Raw genomic sequence first — 18421 nt, forward strand, 5'->3', positions numbered from 1 at the left:
GATGAGCCCCTTTGGCCACCATACGCGCAGACATGAGGTGACATGAGGCTAGAGGCGAGGGCCGTCCGCGTGTGCTCCCGGGGGTTCGAGGAGGTCGTCCAGCGTTGTGGCGGCGTCGAACGCCTGTCGTAGCCAGAGGGTGCTCTCGTAGCTCCACGACCACAGGGTGGTGGTCACGTTCGCGGTGGTGTGGGGGACGTAGAGGGTGGTCAGCAGGCCGGTGAAGGTGAGGTGGACGGCGTCGTGCTCGGTGGCGGCCGTGCTCCAGGTGGGGGCCGGGCCGTGTTCGAGGCCGGCGGTGTCGCGGAGGTTCTCGTCGGAGAAGGTGGGGGTCGTGGTGTCGGTGTGGCGCAGGACGAGGTGGTGCCAGTCTTCGGGGGAGTTCACCTCGTACACGCGGGCCGTGGGGGAGACGGTCAGGCGTTCCTGGCGCATCGGGTAGACGGGGTCCCAGTCGCCGACGCCGTGGGACAGTTCGGCGTGCGCGCCGGAGCGGATCGGGTCGCCGGTGGCCACGGGGAGTTCGGTGGAGGTGATGACGGCGTGCGCCGGTCGTTGCGCGTACGTCTCCCAGCCGTCGTTCGGGCCGGTCGGGACGCGCAGGTCGTCGCGCCGGCGGTCGTCACGGCCGGTGAGGAGCAGTTGCGTGTGGCGGTCCAGTGGTGCCGACCACCAGGCGTTGCGGGGATCGGTGACGACCTTGGTGACCAGGTCGTGCAGGGGCCGGACCAGCGTGAGGGCCCGGGTACGCTCGGCCGCCGCGTCCCTGTACCACGGGTTGAGGTCGTGCTGCGCGGTGGTCGTCAAGGCGGTCACGGTGGCCGGCTCGGCGAGCCGGTCGGCGTCGAACCCCTGACGGCCGGCGAGGACGAACATGGCGGCCGCCATGGGGGCACGCATGAAGTCGTCGACGCGGGTGCGCGGATCGGCCATACCTGAGTATGACCTTGACCGGGGCCGTGCTCGTCCGGAGATGGGGGGCCCTCGGCGGCGGCGGGCCGACGTGGGATGTTGACAGGTATACATGCATGGAGCGGGCCGCTCGATCGCCGCCGGTCGGCGCTGAGCAGCCAGCCGGTCGGTGAGCAGTCGGTCGGGAGCAGTCGGTCGGGGACAGCCGGTCGGTGAGCAGGCGGTCAGGGCCGCGCGGCGGTTGTCACCGCGCGGCCGGAGTGACAGAAGGAGAGGACGTCATGGAGCATCAGGACAGCCGGGTGATCAGGTCACCGCGAGGAGCCGGGTTGTCCTGTCTCGGCTGGCAGCAGGAGGCGGCGTACCGCATGCTGCACAACAACCTCGACCCCGAGGTGGCCGAGCACCCCGGCAACCTGGTCGTGTACGGCGGCACGGGGAAGGCGGCGCGCGACTGGCCGTCGTTCGACGCCATCGCGCGCACCCTCCAGGGGCTCAAGGACGACGAGACGCTGCTCGTGCAGTCGGGGAAGCCGGTCGGGGTGCTGCGGACCCATGAGTGGGCCCCGCGGGTGCTGATCGCCAACTCCAATCTGGTGGGGGACTGGGCCACCTGGGAGGAATTCCGGCGGCTGGAGGCGCTCGGGCTGACCATGTACGGCCAGATGACCGCCGGGTCGTGGATCTACATCGGCACCCAGGGCATTCTCCAGGGGACCTATGAGACGTTCGCGGCCGTGGCCGCCAAGCGGTTCGGCGGGTCGCTGGCCGGCACGGTGACCCTGACCGCGGGGCTCGGCGGCATGGGTGGCGCGCAGCCGCTGGCCGTCACCATGAACGGCGGGGTCGCGATCTGCGTGGAATGCGACCCCTCACGCATCGCCAGGCGCATCGAGCACCGGTACCTCGACGTCCAGGCCGACGATCTCGCCGACGCGCTGCGGCTGGCGGAGCGGGCCCGTGCGGAACGGCGGCCACTGTCCATCGGCCTGCTCGGCAACGCGGCCGAGGTGCTGCCGGAGCTGCTCGCCATGGACGCACCCGTCGACATCGTCACCGACCAGACCTCCGCGCACGACCCGCTGGCCTACCTGCCGATCGGCGTCGCGTTCGACGACATGCGCGACGAGGCGGCCAAGGACCCCGCCGGGTTCACGCAGCGGGCCCGCGAGTCCATGGCACGGCACGTCGAGGCGATGGTCGGGTTCCAGGACAAGGGGGCCGAGGTCTTCGACTACGGCAACTCCATCAGAGGTGAGGCGAAGCTGGCCGGATACGGCCGCGCGTTCGACTTCCCCGGTTTCGTGCCGGCCTACATCCGGCCGTTGTTCTGCGAAGGCAAGGGCCCGTTCCGCTGGGCCGCGCTGTCGGGGGACCCCAAGGACATCGCCGCCACCGACCGCGCCGTGCTCGACCTGTTCCCCGAGAACGAGTCCCTGGCCCGCTGGATCCGTCTCGCCGGTGAGCGGGTCGCCTTCCAGGGCCTGCCGGCCCGCATCTGCTGGCTCGGCTACGGCGAGCGCGACCGCGCGGGCCTGCGCTTCAACGAGATGGTCGCCTCCGGCGAACTGTCGGCCCCGGTGGTCATCGGCCGCGACCACCTCGACACCGGGTCGGTCGCCTCGCCGTACCGCGAGACCGAGGCGATGCTGGACGGCTCCGACGCCATCGCCGACTGGCCGCTGCTCAACGCCATGGTGAACGTCGCCTCCGGCGCGTCCTGGGTCTCCATCCACCACGGCGGCGGCGTCGGCATCGGCCGGTCCATCCACGCCGGCCAGGTCGCCGTGGCCGACGGCACGCCACTGGCGGCGCGGAAACTGGAACGCGTTCTCACCAACGACCCCGCCACCGGGGTCATCCGCCACGTCGACGCCGGGTACGACCGTGCCGCGCAGGTCGCCGGAGAACGCGGCGTCACCATCCCCATGGCGGACGCGTGACGGCGACGCTCCAGGCACGGTTCGAGGCGGTCTGGGCCGAGCTGGCGGCGATCGGGGACGGCGGTGCCGCCGGGTACCACCGGTTCGCCTGGACGGCGGTCGATCTGGAGCTGCGGGAATGGTTCACCCGGCAGGCCGCCGCGCGCGGCATGCGCTGTGAGCGGGACCGCAACGGCAACCTGTGGGCCTGGTGGGGGGAGCCGGGGCCCGGCGCGGTGGTCACCGGGAGCCATCTCGACAGCGTGCCGGGGGGTGGCGCGTACGACGGGCCGCTCGGGGTGGTGTCGGCGTTCCTCGCGATCGACGAGCTGAGGGAGCGCGGCGTGACGCCGGCCCGGCCGGTGGCCGTGGTGGACTTCGCCGACGAGGAAGGAGCGCGGTTCGGGGTGGCGTGCGTCGGCAGCCGGTTGCTCACCGGCCTGCTGGCCCCCGGCGACGCTCGCGCGCTGCGGGACGCCGGCGGGGTCACGCTGGCCGGTGCGATGCGCGCCGCCGGGGCCGACCCCGGCGTCATCGGCCGGGACGAGGAGGCGCTGGCACGCATCGGGGTGTTCGTCGAGCTGCACGTCGAGCAGGGCCGCGGCCTGGTGGACCTCGGTGTCCCGGTCGGGGTGGCGGCGGCGATCTGGCCGCACGGCCGGTGGCGGTTCACCTTCCACGGCTCGGCCGACCACGCGGGGACGACCCGCCTGGCCGACCGCCGCGACCCCATGCCGCCGTTCGCCGCGACCGTGCTGGCCGCGCGCGGCACCGCCGAGCGCCTCGGGGGCCTCGCGACGTTCGGCAAGGTGGCCGTCACCCCGAACGGCACCAACGCCATCGCGTCCCGTGTGGACGCCTGGCTCGACGCGCGCGCACCCGATGAGGACACCGTGCGCGGCGTCGTCGCGGAGGTGACCCGCGCGGCGGAGCACGCGTCCGCCGGACACGAGGTGCGGGTCGAGGTGGTGGCCGAGTCGTACACCCCGGTGGTCGAGTTCGACACCTCGCTGCGCGACCACCTGGCCGGGCTCCTCGGCGGGGTCCCCGCACTCCCCACCGGCGCCGGTCACGACGCCGGCATCCTGTCGGCGCACGTCCCCACGGCCATGCTGTTCGTCCGCAACCCCACCGGCACCAGCCACAGCCCCGCCGAGCACGCCACCGTCGCCGACTGCGTGGCCGGTGTGACCGCTCTGGCGGCGGTGATCGAGGATCTGGCCGCCGCTGAGGACGGCGGAGACTCCGAGCGGCGGGAAAACCCCGTTCACCGGGGATGAGGCGTGACATGCTGGTCGCTTTCGGGCCGTCGGGGGAGTAGCCCGGCGGTGAAGTGCTGCCGATTCGGGGGGCGTACGTGCCGGTGTACTACGCGGATCACGCGTGGCTGGGTGGGGACGCGGTCGTCGCGGGGGTGGTGATCGAGGTCACCGGTGAGGTGATCACGGACGTGCGGGTGGAGGCCGGGGGACCGCCGCCGGGGGCCGTGCGGCTGCGCGGGGTGACGATCCCCGGGCTCGCCAACGCGCACTCGCACGCGTTCCATCGCGCGTTGCGGGGACGCACGCAGCGCGACCGGGGGACGTTCTGGACGTGGCGTGAGCAGATGTACCAGGTGGCGGGCCGGCTGACACCGGACGGCTACCTCCGGCTGGCCACGGCGGTGTACGCCGAGATGGCGCTCGCCGGGATCACGTGCGTCGGCGAGTTCCACTACCTGCACCACGACACCGAGGGACGCCGCTACTCGTCCCGCAACGTCATGGGTGAGGCGCTGATCGCCGCCGCCGCCGAGGCCGGCATCCGGGTCACGCTGCTCGACACCTGCTACCTGACCGGCGGCTTCGACGTGCCGCTCGCCGGGCCGCAGACGAGGTTCACCGACCTCAGCGCCACCGCCTGGGCCAGCCGTGTGGACGACCTCCTGGACGACGTCACCACCCGAGGCGAGGCCGCCGGCGGCCCGTTCGGCGGCCACGCGCGGGTCGGCGCCGCGGTGCACTCCGTCCGTGCCGTCCCCGCCGACGAGATCGGCACGGTGGCCGGGTGGTCCCGCGCTCGTGGCGTGCCGCTGCACTTCCACCTGTCGGAGCAGACCGCCGAGAACGACGCCAGCCAGGCCGCGCACGGCCGTACCCCCGCCGAACTGCTCGCCGACCGCGGCGCGGTCGGCCCCGCGTCGACCGCCGTCCACGCCACCCACCTCACCAAGAACGACATCGCGCTGCTCGGCGGCGCCGGCGCCACCGTCTGCGCCTGCCCCACCACCGAACGCGACCTCGCCGACGGCGTCGGCCCCCTGCGCACGCTGGCCGACTCCGGCGCTCCGCTGTCCCTCGGCAGCGACAGCCACGCCGTCATCGACCTGTTCGAAGAGGCCCGCGCCGTCGAGCTCGGCGAACGCCTGGTCACCCTCCGGCGCGGCCACTGGCCCGCCACCGACCTGCTCAGGGCCGCCACCGAGACCGGTCACGCCTGCCTCGGCTGGCCCGAGGCCGGCCAGATCCGTCCCGGCGCCGTGGCCGACCTCGTCACCCTGTCGCTCGACTCGGTCCGCCTGGCCGGCGCCGACCCCGCGGCCCTCGCCGAGTCCGTGGTCTTCGCCGCCACGGCCGCCGACGTCCGCGAGGTCGTCGCCACCGGCCGCCACATCGTGTCCGACGGCCGCCACGTGCTCGGGGACGTCGCGGGTCTGCTGTCGGCGGCGGTGGCGGAGGTCGTCCGCGACTGACGTTGTGAGAGCGTGGGTCATGCTTCGGGGAACGGGGGATCGGGTGGCGTCTCTGCTGGTGGACGGGATCGGGGTGCTGGTCACCAACGGCCCCGGGGACGGGGTGGTGACGGACGCGGCGCTCGTGGTGGACGACGGGGTCGTGGTGTGGGCCGGGGAACGGCGCGGTGCGCCGGACGGGGCCGAGGAGAGGGTGGACGCCGGGGGGCGAGCCGTGGTTCCCGGCTTCGTGGACAGCCACGCGCATCTGGTGTTCGCCGGGGATCGGGCCGAGGAGTTCGCGGCGCGCATGCAGGGACGGCCCTACAGTGCCGGAGGCATCAGGACCACTGTGGCGGCGACGCGGGCCGCGTCCGACGACGAGCTGGCCGGGAACGTGCGGCGGCTGGCCGAGGAGGCGGCGCGGGCCGGGACGACGACGATCGAGTGCAAGTCCGGGTACGGGCTGACGGTCGAGGACGAGGTGCGGAGCCTGCGGGTGGCGCGCGGGTTCACCGAGGAGGGGACGTTCCTCGGGGCTCATGTGGTGCCGCCGGAGTATGCCGGTCGTGCGGACGAGTACGTCGATCTGGTGCGGGGGCCGATGCTGGAGGCCTGCGCGCCGTACGCCAGGTGGATCGACGTCTTCTGTGAGCGAGGCGCATTCGACGGGGAGCAGACCCGCGCCATCCTGGAGGCCGGGATCGCCAAGGGACTGGTGCCGCGGGTCCACGCCGGTCAGCTTGGTGAAGGCCCCGGCGTGCGGATCGCCGTGGAACTCGGAGCCGCGTCCGCCGACCACGTCACCCACCTGACCGACGCCGACGTGGACGCACTGGCCTCCAGCGAGACGGTCGCGACTCTTCTCCCTGGAGCCGAGTTCTCGACCCGTTCCCCCTACCCGGACGCACGGCGCCTCCTCGACGCCGGAGTGACCGTCGCACTGGCCTCCGACTGCAACCCCGGTTCCAGCTACACCACCAATATGCCGTTCTGCATGGCTCTCGGCGTCCGCGAGATGCGCATGACCCCGGACGAGGCCCTCCGCGCCGCCACCGTCGGCGGAGCCCGCGCACTGAGACGACCCGACCTCGGCCACCTCACCCCCGGCGCACGCGCCGACTTCGTCCTCCTCGACGCACCGTCCCCGATCCATCTGGCGTACCGGCCCGGCGTGCCTCTGGTGTCACGGGTATGGCAGGCGGGCCGCGAGGTCCGCTGACACCGGCCGGTCGCCGTAAGACGGCGCCGGATTCGCCGTACCACGTCCCGCCGCGTCGGCGCCGTGCGGGAGGGCCGCTGGTGCGGGGACGTCTGGCCGTGCGGAGGGGCTGCTGGTGCGGGGATGTCTGGCCGTGCGGAGGGGCTGCTGGTGCGGGGATGTCTGGCCGTGCGGAAGGGCTGCTGGTGCGGGGACGTCTGGCCGTGCGGAGGGGCGGATGGTGCGATCCGGGGGGCTGCGGGCGGGGGCCGGTCTGGGGGTCGGGGTGGGAGTTGAATGGTTCCATACCAGGGCTGAACCGAATCCGAACTTGGGGATCTTAGCCTGCGAGCGACTGTGCGGCGGCGAGAAACGGAGTCCGGGTATGGTGTCGAGTTCTGGTGAGCCCATCAATCTGAGCGGACTGCTGGACGGGCTCGCCGGGGGGATGAGCGACGAGGAGAGCGCGTTGGTGCGCTCGTGGCTGGTGCCGGAGAGCCGGCGGGAGCCGCGGGGGTTGAGGGCGGGGCGGGAGAGGGTCGCCGACGAGTTCGCGCGGCCGGCCGCGGATGATCCGCGGGGGGTGCGGCGGGTCGGGGTGATCGGCGGGGGGACGGCGGGGTATCTGACGGCGCTGGCGCTTCAGGCCAAGAGGCCGTGGCTGGATGTGACGCTGGTCGAGTCGTCCACGGTGCCGATCATCGGGGTGGGTGAGGCGACGGTGCCGTTGATGGTGACGTTCCTGCACCACTATCTCGGCATCGATCCGGTGGAGCTGTACCGCGAGGTCCGGCCGACGTGGAAGCTCGGCATCCGGTTCGACTGGGGGCCGGACCCCGAGGGGTTCATGGCGCCGTTCGACTGGGGGTCCAACTCGATCGGGGTGCTCGGGTCGCTGGCCGAGCAGGGGGACATCAACGCGTTCACGTTGCAGTCGCTGATGATGACGGCGGGCCGGACCCCGGTGTTCGCGCCGGACGGCGACCCGGTGTCGCTGATGAAGTTCCTGTCGTTCGCGTACCACCTGGACAACGAGCGGTTCGTCCGGTTCCTCACGAATCTGGCGCGGTCCCGTGGTGTCGGCCACCTCGACGCCAAGATCGCCGAGGTGGTGCCGGCCGGACCCGAGTGGATCGACCACCTGGTCACCACCGACGGACGGCGGCTGGAGTTCGACTTCTACGTGGACTGCAGCGGGTTCAGGTCTTTGATGCTCGGCCAGGCGCTGAAGACGCCGTTCCACAGCTACTCCGACAGCCTGTTCACCGACCGCGCGGTCACCGGCAACATCCCGCACAACGGGGTGATCAAGCCGTACACGACGGCCACGACCATGGACGCCGGCTGGTGCTGGAACATCCCGACCAGGGAGGACGACCACCGCGGCTACGTCTACTCCTCGGCGGCGATCAGCGACGACGAGGCCGCGGACGAGCTGGCGCGCAAGTACCCCGGCATCACGCCGCCACGGCTGGTGCGGTTCCGGGTGGGACGGCACGAGTCGGCGTGGCGCGGCAACATGATGGCCATCGGCAACTCCTACGGGTTCGTGGAGCCGCTGGAGTCCAGCGGCCTGCTCATGATCACGCAGGGCATCCTGGCGCTGGTCCGCTCGATGCCGGCGTCCTGGTCCGACCCGGTGGGCCGCGAGGTCGTCAACTCGGTGCTCGGCAAGAAGTGGGACGAGATCCGCTGGTTCCTGTCGGTGCACTACAAGTTCAACACGCGCCTGGACACGCCGTTCTGGCGGGAGGCCCGCAGCCGCACCGACGTCTCGGGTCTGCAGCCGCTGCTTGAGGTGTACGCCGCGGGTGCGCCGCTGCGGCTGCGCGACAAGCTGACGCAGCTGCACCTCGGGCTCACCGCGCCGACGTTCTACGGTCTTGAGGGCATCGACTGCGTGCTCCTCGGCCAGAAGGTGCCGACGAGGCTGCTGCGTTCGGCGGAGCCGATCGAGCGGTGGCGCACACGCAAGGCCGCGGCCGACGTGCTGGTACGCCAGGCGCTGCCGCAGGCCGAGGCGCTCGCCATGTTCGACGCCGAGCCCCGTCTGCACGACGAGGTGGTCAAGGACAGGGACGGCTGGGTCGCCAAGTCCGCCGACACTCTCTGACCAGGCGGCCGGCGATGACGCGCCAACTCGACTCGATCGCCTCCGAGCGGTTCCGCGATCTGATGAGCACGTTCCCGAGCGGCGTCGCCGTGGTGACCACCGAGGGGCGGCGCGGCGTGCCTTGTGGCATGACCGTTTCATCGTTGTGCAGTCTGTCGCTGGAGCCGGCGCTGCTGCTGGTCTCGCTGCGCCGCGGCAGCGAGACCCTGGAGGAGGTGCGGCACGCCGGCGTCTTCGCGGTGAACCTGCTGCACCAGGACGGCAGGGAGGCGGCGATCGTCTTCTCCTCGCCTCTCCCGTCGCGGTTCGGCGCCGTGATCTGGGCCACCACCCCCGTCTGGTCGCTGCCCGCGCTGCCTGAGCACGCGCACACCACGATGGAGTGCGCGGTGGACAACGTGGTCGGCGCGGGTGACCACACTCTGGTCATCGGCAAGGTGGTCGGCGCCACGGCGTGGCGGCCGGAGGCCGCGCCTCTGCTGTACGGGTTGCGGCGTTACGAGTCCTGGCCGGAATGAGGCCTCTTAAAAACGACGCGCCGTGTTCACGCCGATGCGCACCGCGCGGGATAACGGGCTGTCCGCTGTCCGGTTTGGGATTCGTTAAGGTTGCTTATTCTCTTCGTGAATTGTGCTATATTCCAGCGGTTCTCGTCCCGTTCTCTTGACACGTAAGTCGTGACAACGTTAGCTAGAAGCGTGCGAGTGATCACCGCCGCGGTTTCTGGAAAATCATCTGCGGCCCGTACGAAAAACCCGCTCGCCCGGTGCGGATTACCGGTGAGCACTTGTTGAGCGCGGTAAGGGCCCCCCTCCTTGGCCGGCTCCATGATTCCCCCGTCACCGTAGACCTGCGCACGGAGCGGCCCTCGGTGTCCTGGCCGTCGCCCTCCGGCGGCGACCCCGGCGTCCCCGAGCCGTGCGTGGTGCTCGCCGACCGCGCGGGCCGTGCCGAGTTCGCCGCGCTGCAACGCACCCTGACCACGCTCGGCGTGCCGAGTGTCCGCGTGGAGTCCGGCGCGTCGCCTTCCCTGTCGGCCGTCCCCGGGGACGGCACGCTCACTCTGGACGGCCGGCTCGTCACCCCGACCGTCGTCTGGGCCCGTGACCTGCCGCGGGCCCCCGCCGCCGACCTCGCGGGCCGGGTCCGCGCCGACTCCTGGCACACCCTGGTGGGTCAGTTGCGCGCACTGGCGCCGTCCGCGCTCCCCGGCGGCGCACCCGGCCGCCTCGAACAGCTCGCCGGTGCGGCACGCGAAGGTGTACGCACTCCCCGCACCGTCGTCACCACCGACCCCGGCGCGGCCGCCGCCGCGATGAGCGGCACGCACATCGTGGTCAAGGTGCTGGACGAGCACTTCGTCGAGACCGTCCCCGGCCTGCTCGTCGGCGTGTTCCCCGAGGTGGTGCCACGCCGCGACGCCGCGCGCTGGACACCGCTGGACTTCCCCGTCATCGTGCAGGAACACGTGCGGCATGACACCGAGCTACGGGTCTACCACCTCGGCGGCGCCGTCCACGCGTACGCCGTCACCAAGGCCGCGCCGGACGCGCTGTGGCGCGACGCCGCGTCGGTGCGGGTCGTCCCTGTGCCGCCGCCTCCGAAAGTGACCGACGCGGTGCTGCGGCTCGCCGCGCGCTTCGGCCTCACCTACGGAGCGTTCGACCTGCTGCTCGACGGCGAGGACGTGGTGTTCCTTGAGATCAACGTGGACGGCGACTGGCGGTGGTACGAGTCGAGAGCGGGTGACCGCGCCGTGTCGCTCGCCGCCGCGCGGATGGTGTGCGCGCTGCATCTGCGCGCGGTGCCGAGCGCGGGCCTGCGGCCGCCGCTCGGCGTGGTCGATCTGCTCATGCTGGGCTCAGGGAACGGCCCCCGTGGCCGGTGACCAAAGGTCACCGCGAAGTGACATCGAGGGGGAGACATGCGCGAGGGAACGTTGTTACGGTGCTCGATACTAGGGCCGCTGGAGGTCCGGGCCGACAGTGTCAAGGTGGTCATCGGTGCGCCGAAACAGCGGCTTCTCCTGGCCATATTGTTATGCCGCGCCAATATGGTCGTGCCTTCCATTCAGCTCATCGACGCGCTGTGGGGGGAAATTCCTCCGCGCACCGCGCGCAAGAATCTCCAGGTGTACGTTTCCGCGCTCCGGAAGATCGTCGGCGACCGCATCGATTTTCAGGGCTGGGGCTACAGCTTCCGCGCAGAGCGTGACGAGGTGGACCTGCTGCGGTTCCAGGAGGCCGCGCGCACCGGCAGAGGCGCCATACGCGGCGGCGCTCCCGCCGTCGCGGCCGAACTGCTCGGCGAGGCCGTCGGGTTGTGGCGGGACCAGCCGCTGGCCGAGTTCTCGCACGTGCCGCTGGTGTCGCGCGACGTCGGCCGGTTCACCGAGCTGTTCCTTTCCGTGTACGAGGACTGGGCCGAACTGGAGATCGAGCTCGGCCGGCACGTCGAGGTGCTGAGCGGCCTCGACCTCGTCGCGGCGCGGTACCCGACCCGAGAGCGTATCGCCGCGGCCCGCATGACGGCGCTGGCGCGCTGCGGCCGCACCTCAGAGGCGCTGTCGCACTTCGAGAGCCTGCGCCGCCACCTGTCCGCCGAGATGGGAATCGACCCGAGCCCGGTGCTGAGATCCCTCTACCAGGACATCCTGCGCGGGTCCGGCACACCCGCGCCGGCGCCGCGCGGCGGCGCGGCACCGGCCAAGCCGCTGCAGGCCGGCGCCAACCAGTTGCCGCGCGACATCACCGACTTCGTGGGCCGTGAGCGCGAGATGCGCCGCATCGCCGACGACCCGTCCCCGGTCACCCTGATCACCGGCGACCTCGGCATCGGCAAGACCACTCTCGCGGTGCACGTCGCGCACACGCTGGCCCCGATGTTCCCCGACGGCGCGGTGGTGCTGCCGCTGCGGCGGCGTGGCGGTGCGCCGCGGCCGACCGCGGAGATCCAGCGGGAACTGCTCGAAGCCGTCGGCGTGAGCGTACCGGGGGTGCGCGGCGAGGACGTGCTGGCCTCGGTGTGGCGGTCCTGGCTGGCCAACCGCAGGCTCCTGCTCATCCTGGACGACGCACCCGACGAGGCGGCGGTCCGCGCGCTGCTGCCGGGGGCCGGCGCGAGCAGGGTGCTGGTCACCAGCCGCAGCAGGCTCAGCGGCCTGGAGTCGGTGACCAGGATCGGCCTCGGGGAGCTGTCGCACGAGGAGGGCATCGAGTTCCTGCGCCGCGTGATCGGTGCCGACCGGGTGCGCGGCGACGTGACGGCCGTCACCGCGATGCTCGACAGGTACGGCCTGTCACCGCTGATCCTGCGCGTGCTCGGCGGCCGGTTCGCCGGGCTGCCGCACGTGCCGCTCGCGCGGCTCGCCGAGCGTCTCGGCCGCGCCGAGTGCGTGCTGGACGAGTTCGTCGCCGGGGACCTGTCCTTGCGGGAGCGTTTCGAGGACGGCTACAACCGTCCGACGTGGACGCCGTGGGAGGCGTTCCGCACGCTCGGCGCGCTCGGGCCGCCGCCGTTCAGCCACGACGAGCTGGTCGACACGCTGGACGGCACGCTGGACGGCACAGGGATGCGGGCCGAGCGGGTCATCGAGTCGCTGCTCGAGGCCAACATCCTGTCGGTGCCGGACTACGAGGTGACGGCGCACGCCATGCTGTACACCATGTCACCGCTCGCGCATCGCTTCGCGGTCGAGCTCCACCTCGGCGGCGCCTGAGCCGTCCCGCGCCGCCTCCGCCTCCGGTGCGCCGTGCGCCACGACCTCACCGGCCGCCACCAGCTCACCGGAGTCCGCGTCGTCGCGCGCCGGAGCCGCCGGCTCGGGTGCGGGGGTGTCCAGGCTGCGCAGGCCGGGCCCCATGGCGGCGACGACCACATTCACCGCCAGCAGCCCGCCGATGACCAGCAGCGCTCCCGAGCCGCCGATGTACTGCGCGAGCACACCGCCGATCAGCGGGGCGAGCGGCGTCAGGCCCATGCTGGCCGTGCCGAACAGCGACGTCAGCCGTCCCATCATGGCGTCGGGCACCATGGTGGCGACCAGCACCCGCAGCGCCACGTTGAGCGCCGGCACGGCGACCATCGCGAGGAACAGCGGCACCGCCGGCCAGTAGGCGCCGAACGGCAGGGCCGTCGCGCACACCATCAGCGCGAAGAATCCCACCACCGCGAGCATCAGCCGTCCCGGCGGCAGCATCGCGCCGATCCGCGCCGACACCAACGCGCCGAGCAGCCCGCCGAGACCCATGCCGGCCAGCACGAACCCGGTGACCGTCGAGTCGCCGCCACGCGACTCGATCATCACGATCACCGGCAGCAGCAGCGCGTTGGCCACCAGGTTGGACACCAGCGAGAACGCGAGCCCCGCGCGCAGGCCCCGCTGACGCCACAGCCAGCCACCCGCCTCGGCGATGTCGGCGCGCATCCGCGTCTTGCGCCGCTGCGCCGCGTTCTCCGGGTGGCGCGGCACCTTGGCGAGGATGACGCACACCAGCGAGATCAGATACGTCAGCGCGTCCACGGCGAACGGCACGACCCGGCCGACCGCGAACAGGAAACCGCCGATCGGCGGCCCGGCGAGGGACGCCGCGTGGCTGCGCGCCTCTTCCTGCGCGTACGCCGAGGGGAGCTGCGACGGCGGGACCACCGAGCGGATGGCGGTGGCGCGCGCGGGGCCGAAGAACGCGTCGGCCGTCCCGTTGATCACGGCGACGACGGCGATGTGCCACAGCGCCACCTGGTCGGCGAAGATCAGGAGGGTCAGCGCGGCGTAGCTCCCGAACCGCGCGGCCTCGGCGATGATCAGGATGCGGCGCCGGTCCCACCGGTCCACCCACACCCCCGCCGGCAGCGACATCAGCAGATCGACGGTGATGCGGATCGCGCTGACGAGGCCCGCCGTCGCCGGGGAGCCGGTGATGGCGAGGATCAGCAGCGGGAAGGCCAGCCAGGTCAGCGTCGAGCCGAAACCCGATGTCGCCGCGCCGATCCACAACATCTGGAAACGGAAGTTGCGGCGCAGCGGCGGTAACTCGCTCATGTGGTCCACCTTCGTCGGTAGGCGCCGTTTCACCGGAGCGGTTCTGGGTTCACGAGCAGCTTGGACAGCCCTCGGCTGAGTATGTTGCCCCGCCAGTGCGTGGGGCCCGGCACCAGTGCGACGCCGGGGAAGCGGCCCAGCACCGCGGAGATCGCCACACCGAGTTCCATCCTGGCCAGTGGAGCCCCGGGGCAGTAGTGCGGGCCGAGGCCGAACGTCACGTGCTTCGCGGCGCCGGACCGGTTCAGGTCGAACCGGTCGGGGTCGGGGTACCGCCTGGGGTCGCGGTTGGCGGCGGCGATGGACAGCAGCACACGGGAACCCGCCGGGATGACGTCGTCCCCCATGTGGATGTCCTCGGTGGCGTACCGCAGCGTGGCGAACGGCCCAGGCGGGTGGTAGCGCAGCAGTTCGTCCACGGCGTTCGGCACGGCGTGCGGGCAGGCGCGCAGTGTCGCGAGGTCCTCCGGACGGGTCAGCAGGTCCCGGATGGACATGCCGATCACCTGTGCGGTGGTCTCGTACGCGGCGAGCAGCAGCGACGCGCCGAGCGAGACGACCTCACGCTCCTCGACCCCGCTCGCGGGGTCCCAGGCGCGCAGGATCGCCGACAGCACGTCGTCACCAGGCGCCTCGAGCCTGCGCCGGGTCAGGTCCTGGAAGAACGCGTCGAGACCGTCCATGTTGGCGTCGGCCGCCTCGCGGTCCAGCATGGGGAACACCGAGGCGACCCAGGTGTACAGTTCGCCGCGCACCGCGTGGTCCAGGTCGAACAGCTCGCACATGACCTGGAAGGAGAAGGGGTGCGCGAAGTCCGTCATGAGGTCCACGACCGGCCGCGACGCGAGCGGTTCCAGCAGCCTTGCCGCGACGGCCTCGGCCACCGGCCGGTACTTCTCGACGCGCTGCGGCGTGAACCACGGTGTGGCCAGACGCTTGATCGTGGTGTGGTGCGGCGGGTCGTACATGACCAGGCTGACGTCCAGCGTGCGGCGGCGCGGCCCCGAGTGGTCGCGGTCACCCTGCGTGGACAGCCGCGTGTCGGTCAACGCGGCCCGCACGTCGGCGTCACGCGTGAAGATCCATACCGGTCTGCCGCGCGGCGTCAGCACCTGTGTCACCGGGCACTGCTCACGGTACCCGGCGAGCAGCGGGTAGGGGTCGCGGGGGAAGCTCTTGTCGAACGGCGACGGCCTGGTCTTCGGTGTGGTCATCGGCGGGTTCCCGTCCTGGTCGCCGGAGTGGATGAGACGGTCGAGACGACGAGGTCGGCGGCGGCCGCGGCCTCGCCGGCGTCCCGCAGCCGGGACCCGAGCCACCGCGCGCGCCGCCGCAGCGGCTCACCGGTGACGGCGGCGGCCAGCGCGGCGCCTTCGTCGTCGCCGGCGGGGAGACGCACGGCGACGCCGGCGCGCACGCATGCCTCCGCCAGCAGTGGTTGTTCCGAGGCGGCGGGTGCCACGACGAGCGGCCGGCCGTGGCGCAGCGCGGCGAGCACAGGAGCGCTGGTGCCGCTGGTCAGCACCGCATGCGACATCTCGACCAGGGGGTCCATCCACGGCAGGCGGACGGTGACGATGTCCGCACGCGGATCGGCCTGCGAAGCGCCGGAACGGCCGACCTCCACAACCGCCTGGTACGGGCCGCCGGTGAACATCGCGTTCAGCCGCGGCCACAGGCTGGTCCCGCCGAACACGCGGCTGAGGTGCACGTACACCACCGGTTTGCCGGTGCGGGCCAGCAGCCGACTCACCCGGCCCAACTCGGCGGGGCCCGGCCCTGGCTCCCAGTGGCAGGGCCCGACGTGCCGCACACCGTCCGGCAGGACGGCGCCGGGGTACTCCAGAGCGGGGCCGCCGCGCAGCAGCAGGCCGGCGCCGATCAGCGGACGGTCGGCGGGCCGGTTGTCGCGCCTCGGCAGCCCGGTGCGGTCCCGCAGGAGGTGGTAGTGGTGCAGCAGCTCGCGCAGCCGCCACTCCCGCCGCACGACGTGCTGGGGTTCGTCATCGCCGCCTGCCTTGTAGGGCCACAGGTGCGCGGCGAAGCCGAGCACGGTGACCGGCAGGCCGAGGGCCTCGCCGGCCAGCAGCGCGCCGTGGCAGAGCGCCGACGTCACCAGCGCGACCGCCTCCGTGTCGCGCGCCGCCGCGATCACCGCGCGGTACTGCTCGTGTCCCGACAGCATCCAGCGGTCGACGGAGAACGCGCCTTTGCCGCCGTACTCGGCGGCGTCCAGCGCCGTCAGGCCCGCCTCGGCGACGGCGCCTGCCGCGCCGCGCCGCGCCAGCACCGCCACCGTGTGGCCGCGCCGCCGCAGTTCGATGCCGGCGGCGAGCACCGGGTACAGGTATCCCGGGTCGCTGAACGGGCACAGCAGGACGTTCATGCCGGCCCGGTGGCCGCCGCCGCGACGGCGACAGGAGCGGTGTCGGGTGCGGAGGACCCCGCGGGGGACAGGCCGAGGTGGAGGGACAGGAACGTGAAGACGTCGGCGAGCAGGCCGACGAAGCGGGACGCGGCGCGCGCGCCGTGGCCGACGTCGCGTTCCACGCGCAGCAGCACAGGGCCGGGGCCGGACGACGCGTGCTGGAGCGCCGCGCACATCTTGCGCGAGTGCGACGGGTCGACGCGGGTGTCGCCGTCGGCGGCGGCCAGCAGCACCGCCGGGTACCGCACCCCGTCACGGATCCGGTGGTAGGGGGAGTAGGCGCGCAACGCCGCGAACCCCTCGGGGTCCTCCACGCTGCCGTACTCGGGACGCCAGCTCGGCCCCATGCCGTGCCGCTCGTAGCGGAGCATGTCGAGCAGCGCTGCCACGCAGACCACCGCGCCGTACCTCTCCGGGTGCTGGGTCAGCGCGGCCCCCGCCAGCAGGCCGCCGTTGGACACCCCGACGACGCCGAGCATGCCGGTTGCCGTCCAGCCGTGCTCGATGAGGTGACCGGCCGCCGCGTCCAGGTCGTCGAACACGTTCTGCTTACGCGGCCCCGTGCCGGCGCGGTGCCATGCCTCCCCCTCCTCGCCGCCGCCGCGCACGCACGCCACGACGTACACCCCGCCGGCCTCGACCCACGCCAGCGCCTGCGGGAGGTACTTCGGTGACATCGACACCCCGAACCCGCCGTACCCGGTGAGCAACGTCGGCCGCGGCCGGTCAGGCACGCCGGCCGGCGACAGGACGAACATGCGCACCGGCGTGCCGTCCTTGGAGTGGAATGTCACGTGCGAGGTCCGCGCCGAGGCGGACGAGCGCGGCTCGGCCGGCCGGGGCCAGGGCCCGGTCACGCCGGTCCGCGCGTCGTACCGCAGGACGACCGGCGAGGTGGCGTAGTCGGCATAGCTGAACCACGCCTCGTGGCCGCCTTCCGGCCTGACGGAGATCGCTCCCACGCTACCGCTCCCCGGCAGCGGCACCGTGGCGACCTCGCGGCCGTCGGCCAGGTCGTGCACAGTGATCTCCGACACGGCGTGCCTGGTCCACGACACCAGCGCCACCGGACGCGGCAGGCCGGTCAGGGGGACGAAGTCGTCGAGCACCGCGTCCGGCCGCTCGGGGATCAGGGTGCGCCAGCACTCGGCGGACGGCGCCGCGGGGGTCGCCACGACGACCCGGCCGCGCGGCGCGTCCAGCTCGGTGCGCAGCCACAGCGGGTCGCCGGGCCCGGTGCCGGTTGTCATCCGCAGCCCACTCCGCGCACCGGCGTCCACCTGCACCGGGTGGAAGCGCGGCCGTCCTAGGGGGCTTTGCGTCAGGTCGGCCAGCCACAGGTCGGTGGCGGGGCCGGTGCCGGTGGTCGCCGACACGCTGAGCCAGCGGCCGTCCGGGGTGACCGCGACGGTGTAGAACCGGGTCTTGTCCTGGCCCTCGCCGAACACCAGCTCGTCGTCACCGGGATCGGTGCCGAGACGGTGCAGGTACACTCGCCGGTGGTACCGCTCCTCACCGGGGTTCAGCTCGGGAGGCAGGCGCCGCACGTAGTAGAAGGCCTCACCGCCGGGAAGCCAGGCCACCGGTGTGCGCCGCACCCGGTCGATCGGCCCGTCCACCACGGCGCCGGTGGCGACGTCCAGCACCCGCAGCAGCGAGTCCTCCGTGCCGCCGGTCGACAACTGGTACGCGAGCAGGGTTCCCTCCAGCGAGGGATGCCACGCCTCCATCACGGTGCCGCCGTCTGGGTCGAGCGCCAGCGGGCTGACCAGCACCCGTTCGACGCCGCCGTCACGCACCGTCAGCACCGGATGCTCGGCTCCAGGTTCGCGGTGGCTGACGAACATCACGTCGCCGCGCGGCACTGGCGGCGAGGTCACCGGCACCCGGCTCAGCGCGTCGAGCCTCGCCTGCCACCCCGGCAGGCCGTCCCACCCGGCGCGTTCGCGCGCGAACAGCTCCTCCTGCGCGGCCGTCCAGGTACGGGTACGTGGATCGGCGGTGTGCTCAAGCCAGCGGTAGGGGTCGGCGACGACCTCGCCGTGGAACTCGTCGGCGCTGTCGAGGCGCGGTGCGTCCGGGTACCGCACGGTA

The 18421-nt window shown here is 72.6% G+C and carries 13 protein-coding genes; 8 read left to right on the plus strand and 5 right to left on the minus strand.

Annotated elements, in window-relative coordinates; genetic code table 11:
• Positions 1-48: 48 nt before the first annotated feature.
• Complete coding sequence (locus BJ992_RS12760) at positions 49-933, minus strand: hypothetical protein (RefSeq protein WP_184980673.1); 885 nt, start codon at positions 931-933, stop codon at positions 49-51.
• Positions 934-1193: 260 nt separating this feature from the next.
• On the opposite strand from BJ992_RS12760, the gene hutU reads away from it, so the two are divergent.
• The 8 genes from hutU to BJ992_RS12800 all read left to right on the plus strand — a co-directional run bounded on the left by hutU (position 1194) and on the right by BJ992_RS12800 (position 12576).
• Positions 1194-2855: a urocanate hydratase gene (hutU, locus tag BJ992_RS12765; RefSeq protein WP_184980675.1), complete on the plus strand. Its 1662-nt coding sequence runs from the start codon at positions 1194-1196 to the stop codon at positions 2853-2855.
• Positions 2852-4114 carry an allantoate amidohydrolase gene (locus BJ992_RS12770; RefSeq protein WP_184980677.1) on the plus strand — a complete coding sequence of 421 codons (1263 nt, stop codon included), beginning with the start codon at positions 2852-2854 and terminating at the stop codon, positions 4112-4114. The genes hutU and BJ992_RS12770 overlap by 4 nt, the downstream gene beginning before the upstream one ends.
• Before the next feature lie 77 nt (positions 4115-4191).
• Positions 4192-5565, plus strand: a complete 1374-nt coding sequence (locus BJ992_RS12775; protein ID WP_184980679.1) for a formimidoylglutamate deiminase — start codon at positions 4192-4194, stop codon at positions 5563-5565.
• A gap of 43 nt (positions 5566-5608) precedes the next feature.
• On the plus strand, positions 5609-6766 hold the full coding sequence (gene hutI / locus BJ992_RS12780) for an imidazolonepropionase (protein ID WP_343072632.1): 1158 nt from the start codon (positions 5609-5611) through the stop codon (positions 6764-6766).
• A 364-nt stretch (positions 6767-7130) separates the two neighbouring features.
• On the plus strand, positions 7131-8858 hold the full coding sequence (locus tag BJ992_RS12785) for a tryptophan halogenase family protein (RefSeq protein ID WP_184980683.1): 1728 nt from the start codon (positions 7131-7133) through the stop codon (positions 8856-8858).
• Positions 8859-8872: 14 nt separating this feature from the next.
• Positions 8873-9376, plus strand: a complete 504-nt coding sequence (locus BJ992_RS12790) for a flavin reductase family protein (protein WP_184980685.1) — start codon at positions 8873-8875, stop codon at positions 9374-9376.
• Positions 9377-9729: 353 nt separating this feature from the next.
• Entirely contained in the window at positions 9730-10746 is a 1017-nt protein-coding gene (locus BJ992_RS12795) for an ATP-grasp domain-containing protein (RefSeq protein WP_184980687.1), read from the plus strand.
• 36 nt (positions 10747-10782) lie between these two features.
• A complete protein-coding gene (locus BJ992_RS12800; protein ID WP_281390346.1) occupies positions 10783-12576 on the plus strand; it encodes an AfsR/SARP family transcriptional regulator in 1794 nt (597 codons plus the stop codon).
• On the opposite strand, the gene BJ992_RS12805 is transcribed toward BJ992_RS12800, so the two are convergent.
• The 4 genes from BJ992_RS12805 to BJ992_RS12820 are packed head-to-tail and all read right to left on the minus strand — an operon-like array spanning position 12526 to position 18417.
• A complete protein-coding gene (locus BJ992_RS12805) occupies positions 12526-13899 on the minus strand; it encodes an MFS transporter (protein WP_184980691.1) in 1374 nt (457 codons plus the stop codon). The two genes, BJ992_RS12800 and BJ992_RS12805, sit on opposite strands and share 51 nt — an antisense overlap.
• A 29-nt stretch (positions 13900-13928) precedes the next feature.
• Positions 13929-15113, minus strand: coding sequence for a cytochrome P450 (locus BJ992_RS12810; protein WP_184980693.1), 1185 nt, complete (start codon positions 15111-15113; stop codon positions 13929-13931).
• Positions 15110-16285: a glycosyltransferase gene (locus tag BJ992_RS12815; protein WP_184980695.1), complete on the minus strand. Its 1176-nt coding sequence runs from the start codon at positions 16283-16285 to the stop codon at positions 15110-15112. The genes BJ992_RS12810 and BJ992_RS12815 overlap by 4 nt, the downstream gene beginning before the upstream one ends.
• Positions 16282-18417 (minus strand): prolyl oligopeptidase family serine peptidase, encoded by a 2136-nt coding sequence (locus BJ992_RS12820; protein ID WP_343072633.1) that lies wholly within the window; start codon positions 18415-18417, stop codon positions 16282-16284. The genes BJ992_RS12815 and BJ992_RS12820 overlap by 4 nt, the downstream gene beginning before the upstream one ends.
• Between the last annotated feature and the right edge of the window lie 4 nt (positions 18418-18421).

Source organism: Sphaerisporangium rubeum (assembly GCF_014207705.1).
In the GTDB taxonomy this organism is placed as follows: domain Bacteria; phylum Actinomycetota; class Actinomycetes; order Streptosporangiales; family Streptosporangiaceae; genus Sphaerisporangium; species Sphaerisporangium rubeum.